The organism is Leeuwenhoekiella aequorea (genome assembly GCF_004104375.1).
GTDB lineage: Bacteria > Bacteroidota > Bacteroidia > Flavobacteriales > Flavobacteriaceae > Leeuwenhoekiella > Leeuwenhoekiella aequorea.
In genome coordinates this window covers 611581-630098 of sequence record NZ_QOVM01000001.1, presented here as the reverse complement: position 1 = coordinate 630098, position 18518 = coordinate 611581, and the positions used below count along the sequence as shown (strand labels likewise).

Below are 18518 nucleotides of genomic sequence, written 5' to 3'. Positions count from 1 at the left end.
TTAAGTTCTTAAATGGTTTCGCTTAATATATCTAGCGGATTCATTTCTTCTTCGTCCTTAATTTTTACTTCTCCTCGTTTTACGCTTACGCTTAATATTATTCCTATAGCAAGACAGGTCATCCATATCGAGGTTCCTCCACTACTTACAAGCGGCAAGGTTTGCCCAGTAACCGGGAACAACTCAACAGCAACAGCCATATTTATTAATGCTTGAAATACGATAGGAATTCCCACCCCTATTACGGCTAACTTTCCGAATACGCTGGGCGCTTTATTTGCAATTACCAGAATTCTAAATAATAGCAGCAAATACATAACCAAAAGTGTCAATCCACCAACTAGACCAAATTCTTCAACAATTATAGCATAGATAAAATCTGATGATGATTGCGGTAAAAAGTTTTTTTGAATACTCTTTCCTGGGCCCATACCCACAAGACCACCGGTCGCTATTGCTATCTTTGCCTTTTCTATCTGATAATCCCCTTCACTATCTTCATTATCAGAAAAACTATCTATCCTACTTATCCAGGTATCAACACGGTTAGGAAATACACCCGGAAACGCTTTAGCGGCCAAAATAAAAAGCGTTAATACAAGTAGACCTGAGACTACTATTATACTTAAATACTTAATCGGGTAACCGCCAAGAAATACAAGCGTAAGCACCATTACAAATATGATAGCTGTAGTAGAGAAATTGGCCGGTAAAATCATACCTAAAATAAGAGCCACCGGCACCCATAAGGGTAATATGCTCTCTTTAAAGGTTATGGTTTTATCTTTAATTCGTGAAAGATAGCGCGCGATATAAATCATTAATACAACCGATGCCAATGTAGATGTTTGAAAAGTAATTCCCACAAACGGAACTTTAATCCATCTACTTGCATTTGACCCATCTATAGTTGTTCCCTGAGCCATAGTCACGATTAATAAAATGATGACTACTGGAATTCCTATTATAGAAAGACCTTTAAAATAATGCGACGGCACTTTATGCACGCCATAAATTATAGCAAAACCTAATACGAGATGCATAAAATGGCGTAGTAAATACGGAAATGTATCCCCATTTCCTCCATATAAATACGCCAGATTACTACTAGCACTAAATACCGGCAAAAAAGAAAATAATGCAAGAAAAGCGGTGATCGCCCAGATAGAACGATCCCCCTTTAATGTAGCAAATATGTTTTTTGATGTACTCAATGTATTCCCTATTTACAATGAATTATAAATTACTATAAGTTTCTAACCGCATTTTTAAATTGTCTTCCGCGATCTTCATAATTATCAAATAAATCAAAACTGGCACAGGCAGGTGACAATAACACGTTATCTCCCTTATCTGTAAGCTTGTATGCTATCTTCACAGCTTCTGTCATAGATTCTGTTTCAATAATAGTCTCAACCATATTGCTGAACGTGTGTAATAATTTTGCATTATCTACACCTAAGCATACTATTGCTTTCACCTTCTCATTCACAAGTGGAAAAAGATCCTTATAATCGTTTCCTTTATCTACACCTCCCACAATCCATACTGTAGGGGCGCTCATACTATCTAATGCATAGAATGTTGCATTAACGTTAGTAGCTTTTGAATCGTTTATATATGAAACATTATTAATTTTTAATACATATTCTAAGCGGTGTTCAACTCCCTGAAACCCTTCTAACGATTCTCTAATAGTCGCCTTGCGAATACTTAATAATCGAGAAGCTGTCGCTGCCGCCATTGCATTCTTTGTATTATGTGCACCTTTAATTTCTAAATTTTTTGTTGACATAGTCATTCTCGTATCGTCAGTTATTATGTTTATTTCTTCTTGTGCATAATAAGCACCTTGTTTTAATTCTTTAGTGATAGAAAACGGCATCAGCTTAGACCGTACTGGATGTTTTTCTAACCACTCAACTATCACTTCATCATCTGCATCATATATTAAATAATCTGCTTCTGTCTGATTCTCCGCTATTCTAAATTTTGACCGTATATAATTTTCAAATTCATACTCATATCGGTCCAGATGATCTGGTGTAATATTTGTCAAAATCGCAATATGGGGAGCAAATTTTTCAATACCATCTAATTGAAAACTGCTTATCTCTAGCGCATAATAATCCTGATCATCTAATGCTACCCATTTTGCAAAGCTGTCTCCTATATTTCCCGCCGCCACACTTTTTAATCCGGCTTCTTTCAGAATATGAGCCATCAACATGGTGGTTGTGGTCTTACCATTACTTCCGGTAATGCCAATCAAGGTTGCCTGTGTATAAAGAGCAGCAAATTCCATTTCAGAAATAACTGGAATATTACTTGCTTTCAAGTGCTTAATTAGCGGTGCTTTGTCTGGTATTCCCGGACTTTTCATCACTAAGTCTGCATTAAGAATTAGCGATTCTGTATGTCCGCCATCTTCCCATTTAATTTCATAATCATTAAGAACGTCCTGGTAGCTTTTCTTTATCTTCCCAAAGTCTGATACAAATACAGCATACCCTTGTTTTTTACCTAATATCGCAGTTCCTACACCACTCTCACCGCCGCCTAAAATTACTAACCGCTTCATCTATCTAACCTTTAGCGTTACAATTGTTATAATCGCTAGTAGAATTCCTATAATCCAAAAACGAGTCACGATCTTACTCTCGTGAATACCCTTTTTCTGATAATGATGATGAAGTGGCGACATTAAAAATATACGTCTGCCCTCACCAGATTTTTTCTTTGTGTACTTAAACCAACTCACCTGCAACATCACCGATAGTGTTTCCATAAAGAAGACACCACATAGAATAGGTATTAATAGCTCTTTACGAATGGCTATAGCAATCACAGCGATAATTCCACCTATGGTTAAACTTCCCGTATCTCCCATAAACACCTGAGCCGGATACGTGTTGTACCATAAAAAACCAACCAGCGATCCTACAAACGCCGTGATAAAAATTACCATCTCTCCAGATCTGGGTATATACATCACATCCAGATAATCGCTGAAAATGATATTACCAGAAACCCAGGCAAAAATCCCAAGTGTGAGCACAATTATTGCAGATGTACCAGCAGCTAATCCGTCAATTCCATCTGTTAGGTTAGCTCCATTTGAAACTGCAGTCACTATAAAAATTACTATAGGGATAAACAATAACCACGAGTATTTTACATAATCGGGGCCTAACCAACTCACTAAAACACTATAATCGATCTCATTATTTTTAACAAAAGGTATAGTGGTTGTTAGTGCTTTTTCTTCTGAAGAAAACTCTCTAGAACTACTATCTACAAGCTCTTCTTGTTGTGCAGGACTATTGGCAATCTCTTCCTTGACAGTAACTCCGGGATGAAAAAATATGGTAGCGCCTACGATAACCCCTAAACCTATTTGACCAAATATTTTAAACTTTCCGCTTAAGCCTTCTTTATTCTTTTTTCTAATTTTTAAAAAATCATCTATAAATCCTATTGCACCCATCCACAGGGTTGTAACTATTAGCAAAATGACATATACATTTTCTAGTTTTGCCAGTAAAAGAACCGGTATCAAAGTCGCTAGAATTATTATAAGCCCACCCATTGTAGGTGTCCCTGCTTTTTCAACCTGCCCTTCTAAACCTAAGTCACGTATAGACTCCCCCAATTGCTTTTTTTGCAAATAAAGAATAATGCGTTTTCCCCAAATTGTTGAGATAGCTAACGACATTAAAATCGCAATTGCCGCTCTAAATGTTATAAACCCAAAAAGACTTGCTCCAGGGAAGTTGTATGCGCGCTCTAAGTATTCAAACAGGTAGTACAACATATTTTAAAGTTCAATTACGCGTTTTGCGTTTTTGATTTATTTATTTAATTCGATTAATAATTCCTGCACGATTTTGTAGTCGTCAAAATCGGTACGCTTGCCCATTATTTCCTGATAGGTCTCGTGACCTTTCCCAGCAATTAGGATAATATCATTTTCTTCAGCTAGTTGGCAAGCAGTCTTAATTGCTTGTTTTCTAGACGTGATCGCAAGCGTTTTTTTATAGTCTAAAGGCTCAACACCCTTTTCAATTTCTTCAATTATCGTTTCAGGATTTTCACTACGTGGGTTATCGCTTGTAAAAATCACCTTACTGCTTAAAGCAGCAGCTATTTTACCCATTACAGGACGTTTTGTACGATCACGATCGCCACCACAACCTACCACTGTAATAAGATTTTCATTCTTTGTGCGTATATCATTAATTGTCTCTAAAACATTTTTTAATGCATCTGGTGTATGTGCATAATCAACGATAGCAGTTATTTTTTTTGCTGAAATCAGATACTGAAATCTTCCGCTTACACTTGTTAATTCTGATAAGTACTGAAGTGCCTCAATCTGGGATAATCCTAATAATTCTGAAGCTGCATAAATCGCTAAAACATTATAGGCATTAAATGAACCAATAAGCTTTACCCACACTTCCTGTTCATTCACTTTAAGTAACAATCCAGAAAACTGATTTTCTAAAATCTGAGCTCTATAATCTGCAAACGATTTTAGAGCATAGGTAACTTTTTTTGCCTTCGTATTTTGCAGCATAATTTGCCCATTGCGATCATCTGCATTTACAAGCGCAAAAGCTGTTTTAGGTAAATTGTCAAAAAATGATTTCTTAACATCCCTGTATTCTGAAAAACTGCTATGATAGTCTAAATGATCATGTGTAAGGTTTGTAAAAATCCCACCTGCAAAATGCAACCCTTCTGTACGCATTTGATGAATACCATGGGAGCTCACTTCCATAAAACAGTATTCTACACCCGCCTCATTCATTTCAGACAGATACTTATTTATCGTAAGCGAATCTGGTGTTGTATGCGTCGCAGGATACTCTTTGTCAGCAACCACGACTTTCACCGTTGATAATAGACCAGTTTTAAAACCTGCTTTAGTGAATAATTGATATAATAACGTCGCAATAGTAGTCTTACCATTTGTTCCGGTAATTCCTACTAACTTCAAATTTTCTGACGGCGTATTGTAATAATTAGAAGCTATTATAGCTAGAGCTCTAGCAGAATCTGAAGTCTGAACATACGTGATACCATTAACAAAATTTGACGGCATTTCTTCGCATATGATAGCAATTGCTCCTTGATCTTCAGCATTTTTTATATACGCATGCCCGTCGCTTTGAGTACCTTTAACAGCAACAAATACATCATTAAGCCCTACTAGACGCGAATCAAATTGAATATTATTAACGGGAACATTAGGGTTTCCGGTAACAGACTCTAGCGTTACTTTATATAATATGTCTTTTAATAAAATCACGATAGCTGTAAAATTATTTTTTGATTCTTACTTAATTTTTGACCCGCTTTTAAAGATTGTTCTCTAACTTTTCCAATACCCTTATACTCCACTTGAAGCCCAAGGTTTTCTAATATTGAAATTGCATCCATTCCACTCATCCCTTTTACATTAGGAATAGTCTGTGCTTTGTTTTGCGATTTTGTATAATACCCTTCATAATCTGAAATAACCGGCTTTGGGTTTGAATTAGCTAAGCGAACCTCATCGGTTATAGGTGTATCACTGTATATTTTTTGTGCTATTTTTTTAAATACTGGTGCAGCTACGATATTTCCGTAGTATCCTAAACTCTTTTTTGGCTTATGAACAACCACAATACAAGAGTACTTAGGATCTTCTGCCGGAAAATAACCTGCGAAAGAAGCGATGTATTTACCTTCTTCTAACCAATACTCTGTTTGACATGTTCCGGTTTTACCGGCCATAGAAAAATCTTTTGAGTATATATTAGCCGCCGTGCCTCGCTCAACTACATTAAGCATCATCACTTTTACTTTATCTATAGTTGTTTGAGAACAAATCGCCGGATTGATCACCTGTTTTTCAAACTTTTCTACAGAAACATCCCATTTTTTAATTTCTTTAATGAAGCGTGGCTTAACCATTTCTCCATTATTTGCAATTGCATTGTAGAATGTTAGCGTTTGTAAAGGAGTTAAAGAAACTCCGTATCCAAAGGCCATCCACGGTAGGGTAGTACCATACCAGTTAGAATCTCCCGGATATGGGAATCGCGGGGAACCTTCACCTTTAATTTCTAATCCCAGCTTGTCATTAAGGCCCATATTATAAAGGCGCTTTAAAAAGCGCTTAGGATCATCTTTATAATTTTCATTAATCATTTTGGCAAATGCGGTATTTGAAGAAAGTTCAAATGCGCGTGCTGCACTTATCTTTCCGTAACCTCCCCAATGAGAATCGTAAACCGTACGGTTATAGAATTTCACTCTTCCATTTTCTGTATCTACCACATCACTACTATCTATAACCTTATCTTCTAGGGCAGCTACCATAGACATTAGCTTAAATGTTGAGCCGGGTTCTGCAGATTCATAAATGGCATAATTACGATCCTCGTAATAACCACCATCTTCCATACGACCCAGATTAGAAATCGCCTTTACCTCTCCGGTTTTAGTTTCCATAACTACAACACAACCGTGATCTGCTTCAAATTTTTCTAAAGATTCTAACAATGCGTGATGTGCGATATCTTGAATATTTACATCTATTGTAGAAATAACATCATAGCCATCCTGAGGCTCTACGATATTGTCATCACCTATAGGCTTCCATTGCCCTTTTGCAATGCGTTGCTTAAGTCGTTTTCCCTCCTTACCTCTTAAATACGTACCAAAAGCTCCTTCAAGACCCGCTTCACTATATCTTCCGTATTCAGTTAAACGATCATATCCTATAGTACGCTCGGCAATTTTATCTAGCGGATGCTCTCTCACCGTACGCTGCTCTGTAATTATCCCTCCTTTATAAGGTCCTTTATTAAAAAGCGGTAATTTTTTTACTGCAAGATATTTTGAGTACCCTAGGTTTCTAGCTAATAATAAATACCGATTCTTGTTTACGCGCGCCTTACGTAGTGTATTTATATAATGCTCTACAGGCTTGCCTAACTCTGCAGACAGTCCTTTTGCTAATCCTTGAATATGCTGCTCAAAATCTGATTGTGTTGGAGCCAGTGCATCAAACCGGATATCATATTTAGGTACCGATGTAGCTAATAAACTACCATCTCCAGCATATAGATTACCTCGGTTTGCAGGTATCGTAAACATACGCTCGGTTCTAGCCTCTGCAAGAGCCTTGTACTTATCTCCTTCAGAAACTTGAATATTGATAAGTTTAAACGCAACAAAAAAGGCAAAGAGAAACATTGCTCCCGCCACCAAGTACATTCTATTAAGTATGTTCTTTTCGCTTGTTGCCATTAGAACTTAAGGTTCTTTAGTTACGTTAATTTTTTTAGGCGGTGTTAATGACGGTGCCAGACCGCTCTCTGCTACTTTTCGCGTCACCACGCTTTCCATTTTAGATCTTCGCGCCTCCAACCGGGCATCTACAAACTCACTATGCAGCTCTTTAACCTCTGCACTTAAACTTGAAATCTCGTGTACTTTTTTATCTGCTCGATGCGAACTACCTATCATAATAATCGCCAGGAATGATAAAAAAATAATCATTCGCCAGTTTCTCATAGCGTCATCGCTAAAAAGAAACTTTCCTTTTAATATGTTATAAATACCTTGCTTCAAAACGATTTATACTTTTTCAGCAATACGTAATTTTGCACTACGCGCTCTATTATTTTCTTTAATTTCTGCCTTACCGGGAACGATAAGACCACCTACTTTTTTAAAAGGCACTGTAAAATTGCCAAACATATCTTTCTCAGGTTCGCCTTCAAATAAGCCATTACGCATGTATCGCTTTACCAACCTATCTTCTAATGAATGATAGGAGATTAAACTTAGCCTGCCACCCGGCTTAATAATTTCTTCAGTTTGCTTGAGAAAATCTTTTAGAACTTCGATTTCTTGATTTACTTCAATACGTATCGCCTGATACACCTGCGCCAAAACTTTATTCTCCCTGTTCTGCGGAAGAAAAGGTTTTAATGCAAGCTTTAAAGCTTCCGTAGTTTTTATAGCTCCCTCTTTACGCACTGAGATTAAGGTGCGTGCAATTTTAGGTGCACTTCTCAACTCACCATATTGTAACAGCACTCTGCTTATATCCTCTTCAGCATACTCATTAACTACGTGATAAGCAGATAATTTGTTTTTTTGATTCATCCTCATATCCAGCTCCGCATCAAATCGTGTTGAAAAACCACGTTCTGCAACATCAAACTGATGTGACGAAACTCCAAAATCTCCTAAAACCCCATCTACTTGTGAAGCACCATAAAACCGCAAAAAACGCTTAGCAAACCGAAAGTTCTCGTGTATTAATGTAAATCTGGGATCGTCAATCTTATTCTCTAACGCATCTGCGTCTTGATCAAAGGCAAATAACTTTCCGTTCTCACCAAGTCGATTAAGTATCTCCCGAGAATGGCCTCCTCCTCCAAATGTTACATCTACATAAATGCCGTCTGGCTTAATCGCCAAACCACTTACAGTCTCATCTAATAATACTGGATTATGATAACTCATCTATTATATCGTTTTGACCTCCCATAACATCTTCTGCTAATGCAGCAAAATCACCATCGTTGTCACTTACTGCAACCTCATATGCTACTAAATCCCAGATTTCAATAATGTTTCCACCAGAGGTCAAAACAATATCTTTTGAAATCGAAGCAAATGAAATCAAGTCTTTGGGAATTAATAATCTACCCGAAGCATCTGCCTCTATTAGCTTTACACCAGCTGTAAACCTTCTAATAAACTCCACATTTTTCTTAACAAAGCGATTGAGACCATTTAATTTTGCCATCATCACTTCCCACTCAGACATAGGCCACAACTCTAAACAAGAATTAAAAACAGAACGCTTTATCACAAAGCCCTCCTGCAACTCTTTTGCGAGCTGTTTTTTCAACGCAGAAGGCATCATAAGACGGCCTTTAGCATCAACTTTACATTCATATGTCCCTATTAGGCTGAGCACTAATACTGTAGGTTTTAGATTTTACAATTTCAAATATAGAGAATTTATTACCACAATCTCCCACAATCTACCACTTTGTTAATAAGTCTCCCCACTTGTTGACTACTCCTCAAAAGTTAAAATTGCGCTATTAGTCTGTAAGCAAACCTCTTGTTATGAATACCAGCTCTGACTTCTATAATCACGCTATTTTTAAATTTTGATTTTAGTGTAAATGTCTATATTTGTGCGAAAGCCTCTTGCCGACCAATTATGAAGCACCAATTAAAAACACAGGGAAAATTCACCTATCTAGAAGCTGGCGAAGGAACCCCTATAATTATTCTTCACGGACTAATGGGCGGGCTAAGCAATTTTGATGAAGTCACTGAACATTTTTCAAAGCTTGGCTACAAAATTGTAATTCCAGAATTGCCCTTATACTCGATGCCCCTCATTAAGACTGGGGTTAAAACATTTGCAAACTACTTAAATGAATTTATTAAGCTTAGAGGATATGAAGACCCTATCTTACTAGGTAATTCTTTAGGTGGTCATATAGGACTAATACATACAAAGCTTTATCCTGAAGCTACTAAAGCATTAGTAATAACAGGCAGCTCTGGTTTGTATGAAAGCGCGATGGGAGAGAGTTACCCTAAGCGTGGAGATTATGAATATATAAAGAAAAAAGCCGAAGATGTATTTTACGATCCTGCAGTCGCTACTAAAGAAATTGTAGATGAAGTTTACGAGACTGTGAATGACCGTAATAAACTTATTAAAACTTTAGCTATTGCAAAAAGTGCTATACGTCATAATATGGCTCAGGATTTACCACATATGACCACGCCTACTTGTATAATATGGGGCCGTAATGATAATGTTACACCACCAGAGGTTGCAGAAGATTTTAATAAACTGCTGCCAGACTCTGATTTATTTTGGATAGATAAATGTGGTCATGCAGCGATGATGGAGCGTCCAATTGAATTTAATGAGATTCTATCTCAGTGGCTAAAAGACCGCAATTACTAAAAACAGATCATGCGAATTAAATCTGCTGAATTTCTTGTAAGCAACTCTAACGTGGCAAAATGTCCACAGAACAAAATGCCGGAGTATGCGTTTATAGGTAGGTCAAACGTAGGTAAGTCTAGCTTAATAAATATGCTTACCGATCGTAAAAATTTAGCAAAAACGTCTGGTCGTCCAGGTAAAACTCAGCTTATAAATCATTTTACGATAAATGAATCTTGGTATCTTGTAGATTTACCTGGGTATGGATATGCTCGAGTTTCTAAAAAAGCAAAAAAAGAATTCCAAAAATTCATTACTCAATATTTTGAAGAACGCGAACAGTTAGTTTCGGCTTTTGTACTTATAGATTGCAGACACGAACCGCAACCAATTGACAGGGACTTTATGCAATATCTAGGCGAAAAACAAATTCCGTTTTCAATAATCTTTACTAAAGCAGATAAGCTTAAACCAAAAGCGCTTGAGCGTAATATAGAAAATTACAAACAAGCACTTTTAGAAGGGGTTTGGCTAGAAATGCCTAATTACTTTGTGAGTAGCGCCTCAAATAGTGTAGGAAAGGAAGAAATTCTTAACTATATAGGTGCTATAAATGAACAGCTTAAAGAGCAGTAGTTCTTGCTTCAATACACTTAATTAACTCGTTTTCATCTTTTAAACCATCGAGTTCTTCTTTACTAAGAAATATTTCTAACGCTCCATTATGCTCTTCCAAAATAATCGGATAGGTATATCGTGCTCTAGTAATCGACCCAAATTTATTTTCAAACTCATCAAGATGATGAAATTCTAAATTCAGGTTAGTTCTATCTTTAAAAGCTTGCCACTCCGGTTTAATTTTAAGCACACCGTAGGTGATATCGCATAAACTACAAGGATAGGTTTTAGGACTTATAACCTTGTGCAAGCTGTCTAGATAACCATTAAGCTTTCCAGAATTTGCATTGTAAACAAATACGAGCTTCATTTTTATTTCTTTAGCTCTAACTTTTCAGCAAAATAATCACAGAAATCCATCATCGTCGCAGACATTTTCTCATCATCTGTTGCACGCTGAAATGTTTTTGCCATACTTACTAAAGTCTGATGAAAAAATACCTTCATTTCATCTACAGGCATGTCTTTTGTCCATAAATCAATACGTGCTGCTTCTTGCGTTTTTGCATCCCAAAGAGCAAGCATTAATGCTTTTGCCGGTTCATTAGAAACACCTCCGTCAGGAGCAGTCCAAGAAATTTTTTCAGGTACACGGTTTGCGTCTAATTCTACGTTTATTTTTATTTCAGTTTTCATAAACTGGGTTTAATTACGGGGTTTATAATTTGCTTTTTCAAAGATTTCATCAGTGCTTTTTTCAGGAAGCATTTGCAGCGGAACATTTGTACGCTCCATGTAACGCTTCACAATTTGCCAGCCTATATATCTGCCTAAGCGAGGCGGACTATCATTATCAAAATCTAAATAAAATTTAGAAAATGGAGCAGGATTTATAAAGCGACTTAACAATTTACTATCTGTCTCAAACAGTAATTTGTTCTCTACAAAATACTTCCAGATATCAACTTCATTTGCTACTGCCCATTCATATTGATCTGTCGTATAATCCAAAACTTCGCTTTTCGGCTTTAAAGTCAGTAAAGCTTCCATCATATAGAGTCGCTTACCGTGATAAATCATTTCATCTAAAAATCTTCTATTTCCTTTACGAGCAATCAATTTTGACACAAAAGCCTCTGCCACATCTACATCTATCTGCTCTCTTCTAAAATTTTGTGTATAAAACCGCTGTATACCATCATAAAAAGGATGTTCTGGTCCTAAATAATTATCCAGACCAATCAAAAGTAAACTGTCAGTTAACACAACCGGCATTTTATAGGAAACGTCTGAAGTAATGGTAACAACTCTTGGCTCCTCAAACTTTGGGTAATAGTATTTAATATGTTTAAAAAGATTTCCCAATTCACTCGTAGTTTCCTTAAAATCAGGAAATGCTTTAGCCACCTCTGTATTTAATTCGAGCTGAATGGTATCTTTTATTTTTGAAACCCAAAACGCATCTGGATATTCTGAAGGAAACAAATAGGGATATTCGCTTATTAATTGTGGTAAGTGCGCAGAGTCTATACGTGCAAATTTTTTATCAAATCTATCAATCTTTACTTCAATTGCAATTTTAGAAATATCTTCAGGTAATTTTGCATCATTCTTACAAGCCGTTATAAAAAATAAAGAAACCCCTAAAAAAATATTAAATAGGCCAAGTATAGACCTGCCTGCTACTTCAGACTTTCTTAAATTTAGTAAATTCACCATAACAAAAAATTGCGCCGCAAAGGTAGTATTTACATCTAATTAATTTGTTCTATATGCAAACTGAAAAAGTTATTGATCACATCGTAAACTGGTTAAAAAATTATGCAATTAATGCTAATATAAATGGTTTTGTTGTAGGTATTAGTGGTGGCATAGACAGTGCTGTTACTTCTGCACTTTGCGCCAGAACGGGTTTACGCACTTTATGTGTAGAAATGCCTATTCATCAACCTCCTGCACACGTTACACGTGGTAAAGAGCACATAGCCAAGTTAAAAAAACAGTTTGCAAATGTGAGTGATGTAAATACAGATCTTACTGAAACTTTTGAAGTCTTTAAAGCCGCTCTACCTGAAATATCTGCTAGTCCGGAGTTACAACTTAGTCTGGCCAATACCAGAGCGAGATTGCGTATGAGTACATTATATTATTTTGCAGGAATTCATAAATATCTGGTTGCTGGTACAGGGAATAAAGTAGAAGATTTTGGGGTAGGTTTTTATACTAAATATGGAGATGGTGGTGTTGATTTAAGTCCTATTGCAGATTTAATGAAAAGCGAAGTATATGCTTTAGCCAAAGTTTTAGGAGTGCCAGAAAGTATTCAGGTGGCTAAACCTACAGATGGTCTATGGCAAGATGATCGAAGCGATGAAGATCAAATAGGAGCAAGTTACGATGAGCTAGAATGGGCAATGAAGGAAGATAAAAAAGGTAGTACGGCTTCTGATTTTGATGGTCGCAAAAAAACCGTATTTGAAATTTATAAACGCTATAATAACGCAAATAAACATAAGATGGAAGCTATTCCGGTATGTGAGATCCCGATGAATTTGAAGGAATAATGACTTTAATCCTGTAAATTTATTCTTACACCGAAAAGCATTTGTAGTTTACACTAATGATGCTACTTTAGCCGTTCTAGAAGAATAATCCCATCTTATGATTACAATCACAATAGCAGATCATCATCCAGTAATTACTGATGGTTTATCGCACATACTACGCAATACAGATCACGAAATACTGGATGTTATTGTTGACGGTAATGATTTAAAAGCTTCATTAGAAAACGAAGTTCCAGATCTGGTAGTTATGGAAATTGATCTTCCTAATCTACAAGGATTATCTGCTATTAAAGAACTGCGCCGTAGCTTTCCCGGATTAAAAATTATGATTTTTAGTACACATCCGGAGGAGATGTATGCTCTAAGTGCAATTAAGGCCGGTGCGATGGGGTATGTGGGTAAAACGGTAGATTCTGCCACTGTACTCAAAGCATTAATACAAGTGGCACGAGGAGGCATTTATCTAAACAATGCCCTGGTAGAAATGCTATCTAACACAGATCCTTCCAAGAATAATTCGCTCGCATACCGATATAAAAAGTTATCTACTAGAGAAACCGAAGTGCTTAATATGCTTTCTTCAGGAAAACGAAATAAAGATATAGCTGAGTCATTAGACATTAATGAAAAAACAGTTAGCACGTATAAAACGAGATTACTTAAAAAATTAGATGCTGGTAGTCTCGCCGAACTTATTCAACAAGCGCGATTATTGCAAACTTCAGATTTGTAGTATTAGACTACTCTATTTAATTTTAAGGCAATAAATTTATTCAGCTCTTGATAATCTTTGATATCCATTAGTACTTCCATAGAAGAATTCTCAGGTACCTTTATTACTTCAGCAAGTTGTTCTATCTTTTGTGAAACGTAAAAACGACGTAGATAAAGCACTGTTTGCGACACTACTTGAGCAATAGTATCTTTTTTAAGTTTTACATAAATTTCTTGAGTATCCCACCTATGTAAAACGTACTTATCTTCATTTAGAATTATATCTGAAATGAGCGCTCCTTCTTCAGGACTTACCGTATTTATAAAAACATCAATCTTAAACTTATCACGTTGCTGCGTTAGTGCATCAATCAATTTTAAGTATAAATTCCTGAATTGCTCATTAGCAAACTCGGTTTCATCTTCCTGAAGATCTAGATAAATCTTCTCATATACATCAAGCTCAAAAACGATAGGTTCTTCGACAGGATCACCATCTTCATTCTCTTTAACAATAACATCGTCAAACTTGATTTTCTGATTTCCGTAGAGCAACAAAAGTTCAATAAGCTTACGCTCTAATACAAATTGACGATCAACTTTTTCTGTCTTTTTCTTTTCTACAACCTGCATTTGACCAGCAGCAGGTTTAGTAGTTGCCGGTATATTTTTTTGCCCTTTATTTAAAATTTGAGCTAACGTATTAAAAAGGACTGCCTCCTTAATATCCATTATACGCGCACATTCTTGTATATAGATTTCCCGCTTAATTACATCTGGAATTTTACCGATGCTCTCAACCATATCTCTTACGAGCCCAGCCTTTTTAATAGGATCTCCCTGTGCCTCCTGCATAAGAAGAGAAGCCTTATACTGAATAAAATCTTTAGCATTTTCCTTTAGAAAATCCTCAACTTCAGTTAATGTATTTTTTCGTGAAAAGCTATCCGGGTCTTCTCCCTCGGGAAAACTGCATACTTTCACATTCATTCCCTGCTCGAGAATCAAATCAATACCACGCAAGGATGCACGCTGCCCTGCAGCATCTCCATCAAATAAAACTGTAATATTAGGAGTGAGACGATTTATCAAGCGTATCTGCTCTGGCGTAAGTGCAGTCCCTGAAGAAGAAACTACATTTTCAATTCCTAACTGATGCATTTGAATTACATCGGTATAACCCTCAACTAAAAAACAATTATCCTCTTTGGCAATCGCTTGTTTTGCGTGATAAATACCATAAAGCACCTTGGACTTATGATAAATATCACTCTCCGGACTATTTAAATATTTGGCTGCCTTTTTATCATTAGTTAAAATGCGCCCTCCAAAACCTAATATCCTTCCACTTAATGATTGTATAGGAAACATCACGCGCCCCTTAAAACGATCAAATTGCTTTTCGTCCTTAACTATAGACAATCCGGTTTTTTCGAGATATTCTAGTTTATAGCCTTTACGTATAGCTTCACTGGTAAACGCATCCCAGGTATCTGGGGAATATCCCAATTGAAATTTTTCAATAGTTTCTGAAGTAAACCCACGCTCTTTAAAATAGGTAAGACCTATAGCCTTACCCGCTTCAGAATTTAGGAGTGTATTGTGAAAGTAGTCTTTTGCATATTCAGAAACCACATACATACTTTCGCGTTCATCGGCCTGCTCCTTTTGCTCGTCTGTTTGTTCGGTTTCTTCAATTTCTATATTGTACTTTTTAGCCAGATATTTTATTGCTTCAGGATACGTAAAATGCTCATGCTCCATTAAAAAAGCCACAGCATTCCCCCCTTTTCCACTAGAAAAATCCTTCCAAATTTGTTTGACCGGAGAGACCATAAAACTCGGAGAGCGTTCATCTGTAAACGGACTTAAACCTTTGAAGTTACTTCCAGACTTTTTAAGATTTACAAAATCACCTATCACCTCCTCGACACGAGCAGTTTCAAATACATTATCTATGGTAGTTTTTGAAATCAAGGCAGCTAATCTATATTAAGTTTTCCTTTTTATATCGAATTAAAGAAGACTGCAAAATTAAGTTTTAGACCTGAAAAATGGACTGTATATTCTAGATAAAAAAATGGTATTGAGCATACAGGCTCAATACCATATTTAGAAGGTTTTGTAGGTGTTAATCCATATCAAATCGTAATCCTACAGAAATATTGCGCTGCTCTAACGGGTTGTTTTTAAATATAGTATTCAAATCGTATTTTACATAGAGCGCTGTATCACCAAATGCAACATAACTACTCAATCCATATATAAAATTATTAGTGTTGAAATTTTGCTTAAACTTATCTTTGCGATCCTCTCCGTTTTCTTCGTACTTGAGTTTCTGTATAGTAAGTAAATTAAAGCCCGCATAACCACCTAAACCAAGTTTGAATTTATTTTTTGTTGAATATCTAAAATAATTTTCCCCTTCATTCTTAGTTGAAGAACCTATTTCAAAGTGAACAGGAAAGACTAAGTTGTCCATTCTAAATTTTGACTTATCCAGATTCAAAGGATAGGTTTCTAGCACCGTCTCATCACCCTGCTCAACCAAATACTGGTTATCATCAATCTTCAAACCATTAAACTGAAAACTAAAACCATATTTTAAGCGTAAAAAATTAGAATTTTCAAAAACGCGTGTTTTCCATGCATAACCCAGTTCAAAGAAACGACTACCTCCTATTTTATAAGGAGAATCGTTCAAACCTTGACCATCAATGATTGCATTATTTAATCCTATAGCCAGCACAATATCTGATGTGGTACGACGATCGTAAACCACCTCTCTTTCAGCTTGACCTATACGCAACTTATTTTTACCTATAAATATCCCAAAGACACTCTCATCATCTTCATCTCCGGCATTACGCTCTAATAAATCTATCTGACTTTCAATTATTGTGAGTTTATCTTCTATGTTGCGTGCGTGTTTTTTTGCCGCTTCTTTCTTCAATTCGCTAGCTTGTTCTGCAGTGATTTCATTAGCGGTTAAACGTTTATTAATCGCAAGAACTTCCAGCTTTAAAGCTTCTTTCTCTTGATTTACTATTTCTTCTTTTTTAACTTGAAGCTGTTTAAGAGACTCAACTTGTTCTTCAGTTTGAGCATTAATTGTGTGTGGCAGAAAGCTTAAGCCAATAATAAAAAGTAAAATTAAAGTTCTCATAATTTGTGATTTAGTTTCAGGTCACCGCTCTCCGTCTATGACGGAGATGGGCTACCCAAAGATTGATGAATGAATATTTAGTTATTTCGAGAAACGACAGCTTCTCTGGCTTTCACAAAGCCTTCTTTAAGCGCTTCAAAAATGCGGTCTCTAAAAGAGGGATCCAACTCTTCCTCAACCTCATAAAGCAAAGCCTGTGCACTTACCTCTTGCTGAGCATTCTTAAATAATTTTTCAGTGATAATCTCACGCTGTGCTTCTCGCAAAAGCTTATCGATTTCTGCATCAGAATAGGCAACACCAGTGTTTTCCTGCTGTTCAACTTTTGAGAGTAGATTATCTACTTCAGTATTTATAAGATTTTTAACCGGTTCTTCTAAGGGGACTATTTTCTTGGTTTTCTCGGTTGCAGCAAACATCTGAGTTGGCTTTTTAGTAATGACTGGTTTTTCTTCGATCTTCTCTTCATTTACTAGTGCATCATCAGGACTAGAATTCAATTCAAGCTCTTTATCAGGTACATTTACCTCTTCAATTGCGTCTGTTATTTGTTCTTGTGTTTTGATTTCTTCAATAGGATTAACAACGATCTGTTGATTCTCTGGTAAATCAGTATTTAGAAAAAACATTCCGGCAATTACTAGTATTCCTATAAAACTAGCCGCAATAAAAAACCACCCAAAGCCCTTATTTTCTTTACGCGCTGCGGAAGCATTGAGCTCACTTTCTATTTGCTCCCAAGCACTAGGAGACGGATTAATCTCTCGATTCTCAAGCTTCTCACGTATGTTCTCTTCAAATTTCATCGGTGCCATAGAGATATGAATTAGATTCTTTTAACTTAAACTGAAGCAATTTTCTAGCTTTAAACAATTGACTTTTAGATGTACTTTCTGAGATCTCCAGTAACTTTGCTATCTCTTGATGCTTATAACCTTCTACTGCATACATTACAAATACAGCGCGATAGCCTTCAGGTAATTCATCTATCAATGCTTGAATATGCTCAACTTCTAAATCACTATCTTGCGGACTATAACTTGCATCAGAAAAATCTTCTTTTAAATCGGTAAAAGTGATTTTTTCTTCTTTTCGTAAATAAGAGATAGATTCATTAACCATAATTCGCCGTATCCACCCCTCAAAACTACCTTCATCTCTAAAGGATTTTAGATTTTTAAAAACCTTTAAAAATCCGTTGCACATCGCCTCTTCTGCCTGCATAACATCTTTTAAATATCTTCTGCATACGCTAAGCATTTTTGGTGCGTGCAGATTATAAAGTGCGCGCTGTGCATCACGATTTCCGTTAGCGGCTTTCTTTATAAGCTGTTTTTCGTTATTAAAAAATGAAATGACTTTCACAAAAGATGGTTTAAAACTGCCTTCACTTATATAGACGCAAAATTTTATCAAATGGTTGCCTGAGCATTAAAAAAATAAATTAATTTTTAAATAGCTCATT

The 18518-nt window shown here is 36.2% G+C and carries 19 protein-coding genes; 4 read left to right on the top strand and 15 right to left on the bottom strand.

Annotated features, from left to right (window positions below):
* Positions 1–8: 8 nt before the first annotated feature.
* The 8 genes from DSM00_RS02795 to DSM00_RS02760 are packed head-to-tail and all read right to left on the bottom strand — an operon-like array spanning position 9 to position 8989.
* Positions 9–1214 carry an FtsW/RodA/SpoVE family cell cycle protein gene (locus DSM00_RS02795; RefSeq protein WP_128756491.1) on the bottom strand — a complete coding sequence of 402 codons (1206 nt, stop codon included), beginning with the start codon at positions 1212–1214 and terminating at the stop codon, positions 9–11.
* Between the two features lie 32 nt (positions 1215–1246).
* The gene (murD, locus tag DSM00_RS02790; RefSeq protein ID WP_128756490.1) at positions 1247–2581 is read right to left on the bottom strand and encodes a UDP-N-acetylmuramoyl-L-alanine--D-glutamate ligase; all 1335 of its coding nucleotides are present in this window, start codon (positions 2579–2581) and stop codon (positions 1247–1249) included.
* Positions 2582–3814, bottom strand: coding sequence for a phospho-N-acetylmuramoyl-pentapeptide-transferase (mraY, locus tag DSM00_RS02785; protein WP_128756489.1), 1233 nt, complete (start codon positions 3812–3814; stop codon positions 2582–2584).
* Positions 3815–3850: 36 nt separating this feature from the next.
* Positions 3851–5314, bottom strand: coding sequence for a UDP-N-acetylmuramoyl-L-alanyl-D-glutamate--2,6-diaminopimelate ligase (locus DSM00_RS02780; RefSeq protein WP_128756488.1), 1464 nt, complete (start codon positions 5312–5314; stop codon positions 3851–3853).
* Positions 5311–7302 (bottom strand): penicillin-binding protein, encoded by a 1992-nt coding sequence (locus DSM00_RS02775; protein WP_128756487.1) that lies wholly within the window; start codon positions 7300–7302, stop codon positions 5311–5313. The genes DSM00_RS02780 and DSM00_RS02775 overlap by 4 nt, the downstream gene beginning before the upstream one ends.
* Positions 7303–7308: 6 nt before the next feature.
* Positions 7309–7626: an FtsL-like putative cell division protein gene (locus DSM00_RS02770; protein ID WP_128756486.1), complete on the bottom strand. Its 318-nt coding sequence runs from the start codon at positions 7624–7626 to the stop codon at positions 7309–7311.
* Between the two features lie 6 nt (positions 7627–7632).
* Positions 7633–8529, bottom strand: coding sequence for a 16S rRNA (cytosine(1402)-N(4))-methyltransferase RsmH (rsmH, locus tag DSM00_RS02765; RefSeq protein ID WP_128756485.1), 897 nt, complete (start codon positions 8527–8529; stop codon positions 7633–7635).
* Positions 8516–8989, bottom strand: a complete 474-nt coding sequence (locus DSM00_RS02760; RefSeq protein WP_128756484.1) for a division/cell wall cluster transcriptional repressor MraZ — start codon at positions 8987–8989, stop codon at positions 8516–8518. Before DSM00_RS02760 ends, rsmH begins: the two co-directional genes overlap by 14 nt.
* Before the next feature lie 252 nt (positions 8990–9241).
* Between DSM00_RS02760 and DSM00_RS02755 the strand changes: the two genes are divergently transcribed.
* Both DSM00_RS02755 and yihA read left to right on the top strand, forming a co-directional pair.
* Positions 9242–10006 (top strand): alpha/beta fold hydrolase, encoded by a 765-nt coding sequence (locus DSM00_RS02755; RefSeq protein ID WP_128756483.1) that lies wholly within the window; start codon positions 9242–9244, stop codon positions 10004–10006.
* Positions 10007–10015: 9 nt separating this feature from the next.
* Positions 10016–10624, top strand: a complete 609-nt coding sequence (yihA, locus tag DSM00_RS02750) for a ribosome biogenesis GTP-binding protein YihA/YsxC (protein ID WP_128756482.1) — start codon at positions 10016–10018, stop codon at positions 10622–10624.
* On the opposite strand, the gene DSM00_RS02745 is transcribed toward yihA, so the two are convergent.
* The 3 genes from DSM00_RS02745 to gldB are packed head-to-tail and all read right to left on the bottom strand — an operon-like array spanning position 10611 to position 12325.
* Positions 10611–10976 (bottom strand): GTPase, encoded by a 366-nt coding sequence (locus DSM00_RS02745; RefSeq protein ID WP_128756481.1) that lies wholly within the window; start codon positions 10974–10976, stop codon positions 10611–10613. The genes yihA and DSM00_RS02745 overlap by 14 nt on opposite strands.
* 2 nt (positions 10977–10978) lie before the next feature.
* Positions 10979–11302 carry a gliding motility protein GldC gene (gene gldC, locus DSM00_RS02740; protein WP_128756480.1) on the bottom strand — a complete coding sequence of 108 codons (324 nt, stop codon included), beginning with the start codon at positions 11300–11302 and terminating at the stop codon, positions 10979–10981.
* 9 nt (positions 11303–11311) lie between these two features.
* Positions 11312–12325 carry a gliding motility lipoprotein GldB gene (gldB, locus tag DSM00_RS02735; protein ID WP_128756479.1) on the bottom strand — a complete coding sequence of 338 codons (1014 nt, stop codon included), beginning with the start codon at positions 12323–12325 and terminating at the stop codon, positions 11312–11314.
* A 53-nt stretch (positions 12326–12378) separates the two neighbouring features.
* Between gldB and nadE the strand changes: the two genes are divergently transcribed.
* Both nadE and DSM00_RS02725 read left to right on the top strand, forming a co-directional pair.
* Positions 12379–13170: an NAD(+) synthase gene (gene nadE / locus DSM00_RS02730; protein ID WP_128756478.1), complete on the top strand. Its 792-nt coding sequence runs from the start codon at positions 12379–12381 to the stop codon at positions 13168–13170.
* A 97-nt stretch (positions 13171–13267) separates the two neighbouring features.
* Positions 13268–13906 (top strand): response regulator, encoded by a 639-nt coding sequence (locus tag DSM00_RS02725; protein WP_206633781.1) that lies wholly within the window; start codon positions 13268–13270, stop codon positions 13904–13906.
* A 2-nt stretch (positions 13907–13908) separates the two neighbouring features.
* Here the strand turns inward: DSM00_RS02725 and dnaG are convergent, their stop codons facing one another.
* The 4 genes from dnaG to DSM00_RS02705 form a co-directional block, all read right to left on the bottom strand.
* Complete coding sequence (dnaG, locus tag DSM00_RS02720; protein ID WP_128756477.1) at positions 13909–15864, bottom strand: DNA primase; 1956 nt, start codon at positions 15862–15864, stop codon at positions 13909–13911.
* A 154-nt stretch (positions 15865–16018) separates the two neighbouring features.
* Positions 16019–17053, bottom strand: coding sequence for a hypothetical protein (locus DSM00_RS02715; protein ID WP_128756476.1), 1035 nt, complete (start codon positions 17051–17053; stop codon positions 16019–16021).
* 77 nt (positions 17054–17130) lie between these two features.
* Positions 17131–17868, bottom strand: coding sequence for a hypothetical protein (locus tag DSM00_RS02710; RefSeq protein WP_128756475.1), 738 nt, complete (start codon positions 17866–17868; stop codon positions 17131–17133).
* The gene (locus DSM00_RS02705) at positions 17849–18418 is read right to left on the bottom strand and encodes an RNA polymerase sigma factor (RefSeq protein WP_128756474.1); all 570 of its coding nucleotides are present in this window, start codon (positions 18416–18418) and stop codon (positions 17849–17851) included. The genes DSM00_RS02710 and DSM00_RS02705 overlap by 20 nt, the downstream gene beginning before the upstream one ends.
* Positions 18419–18518 lie beyond the last annotated feature (100 nt).

Excerpts from the sequence above, each read along its gene's own strand:
- murD (WP_128756490.1), bottom strand. The coding sequence starts at position 2,581 with ATGAAGCGGTTAGTAATTTTAGGCGGCGGTGAGAGTGGTGTAGGAACT.
- mraY (WP_128756489.1), bottom strand. The coding sequence starts at position 3,814 with ATGTTGTACTACCTGTTTGAATACTTAGAGCGCGCATACAACTTCCCT.
- DSM00_RS02775 (WP_128756487.1), bottom strand. The coding sequence starts at position 7,302 with ATGGCAACAAGCGAAAAGAACATACTTAATAGAATGTACTTGGTGGCG.
- rsmH (WP_128756485.1), bottom strand. The coding sequence starts at position 8,529 with ATGAGTTATCATAATCCAGTATTATTAGATGAGACTGTAAGTGGTTTG.
- DSM00_RS02755 (WP_128756483.1), top strand. The coding sequence starts at position 9,242 with ATGAAGCACCAATTAAAAACACAGGGAAAATTCACCTATCTAGAAGCT.
- yihA (WP_128756482.1), top strand. The coding sequence starts at position 10,016 with ATGCGAATTAAATCTGCTGAATTTCTTGTAAGCAACTCTAACGTGGCA.
- DSM00_RS02745 (WP_128756481.1), bottom strand. The coding sequence starts at position 10,976 with ATGAAGCTCGTATTTGTTTACAATGCAAATTCTGGAAAGCTTAATGGT.
- gldC (WP_128756480.1), bottom strand. The coding sequence starts at position 11,302 with ATGAAAACTGAAATAAAAATAAACGTAGAATTAGACGCAAACCGTGTA.
- gldB (WP_128756479.1), bottom strand. The coding sequence starts at position 12,325 with ATGGTGAATTTACTAAATTTAAGAAAGTCTGAAGTAGCAGGCAGGTCT.
- nadE (WP_128756478.1), top strand. The coding sequence starts at position 12,379 with ATGCAAACTGAAAAAGTTATTGATCACATCGTAAACTGGTTAAAAAAT.
- DSM00_RS02725 (WP_206633781.1), top strand. The coding sequence starts at position 13,268 with ATGATTACAATCACAATAGCAGATCATCATCCAGTAATTACTGATGGT.
- DSM00_RS02715 (WP_128756476.1), bottom strand. The coding sequence starts at position 17,053 with ATGAGAACTTTAATTTTACTTTTTATTATTGGCTTAAGCTTTCTGCCA.
- DSM00_RS02710 (WP_128756475.1), bottom strand. The coding sequence starts at position 17,868 with ATGGCACCGATGAAATTTGAAGAGAACATACGTGAGAAGCTTGAGAAT.